5 protein-coding genes are annotated in these 6111 nt (G+C 69.0%); all 5 read right to left on the minus strand.

All coding sequences use genetic code 11. The features are described 5' to 3' along the window. Window positions 1–9: 9 nt before the first annotated feature. The gene (gene rplM, locus ACVBEQ_RS26760) at window positions 10–453 is read right to left on the minus strand and encodes a 50S ribosomal protein L13 (protein ID WP_447156453.1); all 444 of its coding nucleotides are present in this window, start codon (window positions 451–453) and stop codon (window positions 10–12) included. A 247-nt stretch (window positions 454–700) separates the two neighbouring features. Beyond that, on the minus strand, window positions 701–2509 hold the full coding sequence (locus ACVBEQ_RS26765; RefSeq protein ID WP_447156454.1) for a SulP family inorganic anion transporter: 1809 nt from the start codon (window positions 2507–2509) through the stop codon (window positions 701–703). Between the two features lie 104 nt (window positions 2510–2613). Beyond that, window positions 2614–3621 (minus strand): tRNA pseudouridine synthase A, encoded by a 1008-nt coding sequence (locus tag ACVBEQ_RS26770; protein ID WP_447156455.1) that lies wholly within the window; start codon window positions 3619–3621, stop codon window positions 2614–2616. A 202-nt stretch (window positions 3622–3823) separates the two neighbouring features. Beyond that, a complete protein-coding gene (gene rplQ, locus ACVBEQ_RS26775; RefSeq protein ID WP_447156456.1) occupies window positions 3824–4531 on the minus strand; it encodes a 50S ribosomal protein L17 in 708 nt (235 codons plus the stop codon). A gap of 363 nt (window positions 4532–4894) precedes the next feature. After that, window positions 4895–5980 (minus strand): DNA-directed RNA polymerase subunit alpha, encoded by a 1086-nt coding sequence (locus ACVBEQ_RS26780; protein WP_447156457.1) that lies wholly within the window; start codon window positions 5978–5980, stop codon window positions 4895–4897. Window positions 5981–6111: the final 131 nt, after the last annotated feature.

Here is a 6111-nt window from a genome sequence, read left to right on the forward strand (position 1 = left end):
GACGAAGCGTTACTGGGCGACCTGGGTGATCTCGAACGGCTGCGGCTGCTGCGCCAGGTGCGGGTGCTCCGCGCCGGCGTAGACCTTCAGCTTGCGGGCCATCGAACGGCCGAGCGAGTTGTGCGGCAGCATCCCGATGACGGCCTTCTCGACCAGGCGCTCCGGCCGGGTGTCCAGCAGATCGCCCACGGTCTGCTTGCGCAGGCCGCCCGGGTAGCCGGAGTGGCTGTACAGGAACTTGCCGTCCCGCTTGTTGCCGGTCACCGCGACCTTGCCGGCGTTGATGATGACGACGAAGTCGCCGGTGTCGACATGCGGGGCGTAGATCGCCTTGTGCTTGCCACGCAGCAGCTGCGCAGCCTGGCTGGCGAGCCGGCCGAGCACGACGTCGGTCGCGTCGATCACGTGCCAGGCGTGGGTCACATCGCCGGGCTTGGGGCTGTACGTGCGCACGGATATGCCTCTTCGTTCTTCTCTGGTGGGTCGTCCAGGGTGTCCTGCCGGGGGCGGGTGCCCCCCACGTGGTGCGCGGCACCACATGGCCAGAGCCCCGCGACATCGAATCGCAGGGACCTGGAACACTACACAATGCGGACCGACGCACACGCGCCAGATCCGCCGCACGCAGTCGAGCGGCACACCGACTAGCCAGAGTACCGCGCGGCCGTCGACAAGGTCAAAACCACCCGTTGACGCCTCGTCACTGGATGCCACCGGTCGGCCCGGCCGCCCCGTCACCGGTAGGTCTGACGGCATCCTGCTGGCTGTTCTGGTCAACGACCTGCTGATCGATCGACTGCTGGTCGACCTCATCGAGACCGGCGAGCCACTCTTTCGCGTCCTGAACAGCGGCCAGGGTGGAGGCGCCCAGCACCTCGGTGGCGCGGAAGATGGTGATCCTGCTCTGGACGTCGTCGAACTGGCTGTGCTCGAAGCGATGCGCCATGTTCGCCTGCACCCCGGACAGGTACAGCCGGCCGCCGGCCGCCTCCAGTTGGTGGGCGTAATGCGCCACCACGCCGAAGAACGTCGACCCAAGAGACGTCCTGCCCCGCAGTCGCAGGATCACCACCGGCCGCCGGGTCGGTCTGGGATCGGGCAGCCGCGCGCCCAGCGTGCGCGCTCCCGCGTAGAGCAGGCTGCCGTAGACGTCGAGCACGACCGGCTCGGCATCGGGGAGCAGCACCGGCATCGGCCGCTCGACGAACATCCCGTCTTCGCGCCGGGTGAGCCGGACGATGCGCAGGTCCATCTGTTCCTTGTTGAGCTGCAGCAGCAGCGACACGATGACGCCCACCCCGACCGCCGCCGCGACCGGCAGGGCGAGGGTCGAGATGAAGGTCACGACCATCGCGATCTGACCGGTGTGGCTCGTCCGCCAGACCACGGCGATGTCGCGGGGCCGGACGGACATCACCGCGGCGAAGATCAGCACGGCGGCGAGGGTGGGCATCGGCACCAGCCCGACCAGCTTCGAGAAGGCCACCAGGATGATCAACATCCAGACCCCGCCGAAGACCGCGGCCCACCTGCTCCGCGCCCCGGCCGCGAGGTTGAGCGCCGTGCTGCTGACCGATCCGCCGACCGGCGTGCCGTGGAAGAGCCCGGCAGCCATGTTGGCAACGCCCTGGCCGACGAAGTCCCGGTTGGTGCTCGACGGCGCACCTCCCGGGTTCGGCGCGGCCTCGGCGACACCCGCGCCCTGCACCAGCGCGATCGCCGCGATGGCCAGCGCGCCGCTGATCACGCCGAACGTCAGGTCCGCGAAGTGCGGCAGCACGATCGGCGGGAACCCACTGGGGATCGCCCCGACGTCGGCCACCGTCGCCACGGAGTCCAGGTTCATCAGCGCGACGGCGATGGTCGGCAGGACAACCGCGATCAACGACGCGAACAGCCCGAACCTGGTCCGGCTGAGCAGGAACATCACCGCCAGCGCGATCCCGCCGACGATCGCGGACGTGGTCTCGATGCCGGTCGGGTTGGTGATGACGTGCGCTGCCTTCTGCGCCGCCACCCCGCCGTTGGTCGGCGACCCGACGAGGCCGGCCAGTTGGCCCAGGACGATGTTGACGGCGACGCCGGTGAGGAACCCGAGCATCACGGAGCGGGAGACGAAGCGGATGTAGCGGCCGAGGTGCAGCAACCCGGCGGCGATCATGACAATGCCGGTGAGGATCGTCAGGGTGATGAGCGCCCGGTCACGGCCCTCGGCGGGAATGTCGGCGAGCGCGGATCCCGCTGCCAGGGACGCGGCGGTGGTCGTCGTGACGACCATCAGTTTGGTACTGGTGGTCAGCCCGCCGCCGACCTTGCCGGCGAACGACGCGTAGAGCCCGTAGGCGGGGTTGACGCCCACCAGTAATGCCGTCGCCATCCCGTCCGGGACGGAGCTGATGGCCCCCGGAACACCGGCGAGGATGTCGGACTTGAGGTCCTTGCGGCGCGGCCGCACCCCGGTCAGCCAGTCCCGCGCCGCCGTTCCCGTCCGGGCGAGCCAGCCGCTCATGCCCGCCCGATTCCGCTGTCCGTCACGGGAACAATCTAGGGCGTTTCGTCCCTTGTTCGGCAGATCCACGGAGAAAAGGGACCTACCCGGAGAGGGTGAATGTCCTAGCGGGGGAAGTCTTCGGGCATGAACCGGGTCGCCCTGGTGATCGCGGAACGCGTGGTCAGCTCCACGTCTGACGGGTAGTCGACGGCCATCAACGTCAGGCCGTGCGCCGGCGCGACATGGATCTCGGCAGTGCGCTCCCCCGCCGCCAGCAGCTCGGCGGGCCGGTCCGTGGGCGCCCGCATCTCCCCGACGGCGATCAGGGACCCGACCAGCGCCCTGACCATGGAATGGCAGAACGCATCGGCGACGACGTCGACCCGCACCTCGTCGCCGGCTCGTTCGACGGTCAGCGACTGCAATTCCCGGATGGTCGTCGCGCCTTCCCGCGGGCGGCAGAACGCCGCGAAGTCGCGCAGGCCTACCAGCGCGGACGCGGCAAGGTTCATCGCCGTGACGTCGAGCGTCCGGCGCCGCGCGAGCACGTACCGGCGGTCGGCCGGTTCGACACCCCAGTCAGCGGTGCAGATCCGGTACCGGTAATGACGGCGCAACGCCGAGAACCGGGCGTCGAATCCTTGCGGTGCAACGGTTATCGCCCTGACCCTGAGGTCGAGCGGTAGCAGTCCGGCGAGGCGGCGGAGCAGGCCGAGCCGACCGGGTGCGATGTCGTCAGCCGAGGGACCGGTGCCGCCGGGGGGTCCTGTCGCGTGGTCGGGGGGCACGGGTGCTGGGGGCGCGGGGTCCTGGCCTGCGGGATCTTGGTGCGCGGGGTCTTGGTGCGCCAGGTGTCGGGGCGCGAGGCCTTGGTGCGCGGGGGCTTGGTGCGCCAGGTGCCGTGGCGCGAGGGCGAGCAGGGCCGCTCGATCGACGTCGATGTGCGCCACCTGACCGACGGCGTGCACCCCGGCATCGGTCCGTCCCGCGACCACCAGCGGCGGCGGCTCCCGGAGCAGCACCGTCAGGGCGGTCAGCAGCTCACCGGCTACCGTCCGGCGGCCGGGCTGTACCGCCCACCCGGAGAAGTCCGTGCCGTCATAGGAGATGTCCAGCCGCAACCTGATCACGCGCGGCCGGCCCGTACGTCATCGAGTCGCCAGTAACGGACCCTCCTGGGCAGCGGAAGGGTCCGGAAAAGGTGACTCGATTCGGCCACCACGCTGATCCCGGGCGAACAGGCGCCGAGCGCCTGACGAGCGCAGACAGCACAACGGGGGCGGACCGACGTGATCGTCGCTCCACCCCCGCTGTAGCAGCACTCAGTGCGGATTACTTCGCCTCGTCCGCGCCTTCGGCCGGATCCTCGGTCGCAGCCTCGACGGCCTGCGCCGATCCACTCTCGGTGTCGGCACTGGTCTCCGCGGCGATGACGTCCGCGTCGTCGGCGACGGCATCCGCATCGGCGGACGCGACACCGGCATCGACAGCACCACTCTCGTCGACCACGGCCGACTCGGTTGCGGTCTCGTCAGCGGCAGTCGCGGTCTCGTCAGCGGCAACGTCGGAGGCCGGGGTCGAGCCGGCGGCAGCGCCGGACGACGCGGCAACGCGGGCGCTGCGGTCACCACTGCGGGTCGACGCGGCACGGCGGGCGACGCGCGACGCCGAGGAGGAAACGGTCTCCTCGTCGATCAGCTCGATGATCGCCATCGGGGCGTTGTCGCCCTTGCGGGGCGCGGTCTTGGTGATCCGCGTGTAGCCACCGTCACGGGTCGCGAACGACGGCCCGATCTCGGCGAACAGCTTGTGCACCACGTCCTTGTCACGGATGACCTTGAGCACCTCGCGACGGTGATGCAGGGTGCCCTTCTTGGCCGTGGTGATCAGCTTCTCGGCGTACGGCCGGAGGCGCTTGGCCTTGGTCTCGGTGGTGGTGATCTTGCCGTGCTCGAACAGCGACTGGGCGAGGTTGGCGAGGATCAGCCGCTCGTGGGCCGGCCCTCCGCCGAGACGGGGACCCTTTGCAGGCGTAGGCATCAGATGTTCCTTCGATCGTTGTCCGCGGTGGTGGTCCCATCGCGGGTGAGGCGGCGGCCCGGGAGCGAACTCCCGGGCGCCGACGGTTTCCTATCCGTGTTCAGCAACGCTGCTGCGCAACATCGCTGCGCGAGGCAACAACCCGGTGGGTTGAGCAAAACGCAGTGCGAGATCACTTTGCGAGACATTGCCGCCCACCCAGCAACCCGGGTGGACCCGTGCTCCGGCGTCGGTCCTCCTGGCGAGAGCCAGTCCGACGAACACGAAGCGTTTGTCGGGCGGAGCGCAGCGGAGCAACTGCATCTATTCAGTTCTTTCGAGCCCGGCGAAGCCGGTCCATCACCTACTGGCGGAGCCAGCGTTTTAGATTTGCTCGGTCTCCGCGTAATCGGTGTCATCGACGACGGCCTCGGCGGGCGCGGCGGCGGGAAGCCCGTAACCGGTGTCGTCGGTGTCGTCGTTCCAGTCGTTGTCGCTGTAGGCCAGCGCAGCGGCTGCCGGATCGAACCCGGCCGGCGAATCCTTCAGGGACAGGCCCATGCCGGCGAGCTTGATCTTGACCTCGTCGATCGACTTCTGCCCGAAGTTGCGGATGTCGAGCAGGTCCGCCTCGGTGCGGGAGACGAGCTCGCCGACCGTGTGGATGCCCTCGCGCTTGAGGCAGTTGTAGGAGCGGACGGTCAGGTCCATCTCCTCGATCGGCAGGCTGAACGCGGCTATGTGATCGGCCTCGGCGGGCGACGGCCCGATCTCGATGCCCTCGGCGTCGATGTTCAGCTCGCGGGCGAGACCGAACAGCTCCACCAGGGTGGTGCCGGCCGACGCGAGTGCGTCCCGCGGGGAGATCGACGGCTTGGTCTCGACATCCAGGACCAGCCGGTCGAAGTCGGTCCGCTGCTCGACACGGGTGGCCTCGACGCGGTAGGTGACCTTGAGGACCGGCGAGTAGATCGAGTCGACCGGGATACGGCCGATCTCGGCGCCGACGACCTTGTTGGGCGAGGCCGGGACGTAGCCGCGGCCACGCTCGACGACGAGCTCGATCTCGAGCTTGCCCTTCTTGGTCAGGGTGGCCAGCTTCAGGTTCGAGTTGTGCACGGTGACACCGGCGGGCGGCGCGATGTCTTCGGCGGTGACGTCACCGGGGCCCTGCTTGCGCAGGTACATGGTGACCGGCTCGTCGTCCTCGGACGAGACCACCAGCTCCTTGAGGTTCAGGATGAGCTCGGTGATGTCCTCCTTGACGCCGGGGACGGTGGTGAACTCGTGCAGCACGCCGTCGACGCGGATGCTGGTGACGCTGGCGCCGGGGATCGACGACAGCAGTGTGCGGCGCAGGGAATTCCCGAGGGTGTAGCCGAATCCGGGCTCGAGCGGCTCGATGACGAACCGCGAGCGGTTCTCGGAGACAACCTCTTCGGTCAATGCGGGGCGCTGGGAAATCAGCACTGTGGTATTTCCTTTCGCAGGTGACGTCCGCTATATGACGTCACTGTTGGGTACTACCCCGGCCGGTCCAACGGCCGGACCTCCCGATCGGTGCCGATCACCGTCGGCGAGATGTTGATCCCCCCCCCCCG

The organism is Nakamurella sp. GG22 (assembly GCF_052976845.2).

Bases quoted from the DNA above. Each gene is read 5' to 3' on its own strand.
- ACVBEQ_RS26765 (WP_447156454.1), bottom strand. From the start codon at position 2,509: ATGAGCGGCTGGCTCGCCCGGACGGGAACGGCGGCGCGGGACTGGCTG.
- rplQ (WP_447156456.1), bottom strand. From the start codon at position 4,531: ATGCCTACGCCTGCAAAGGGTCCCCGTCTCGGCGGAGGGCCGGCCCAC.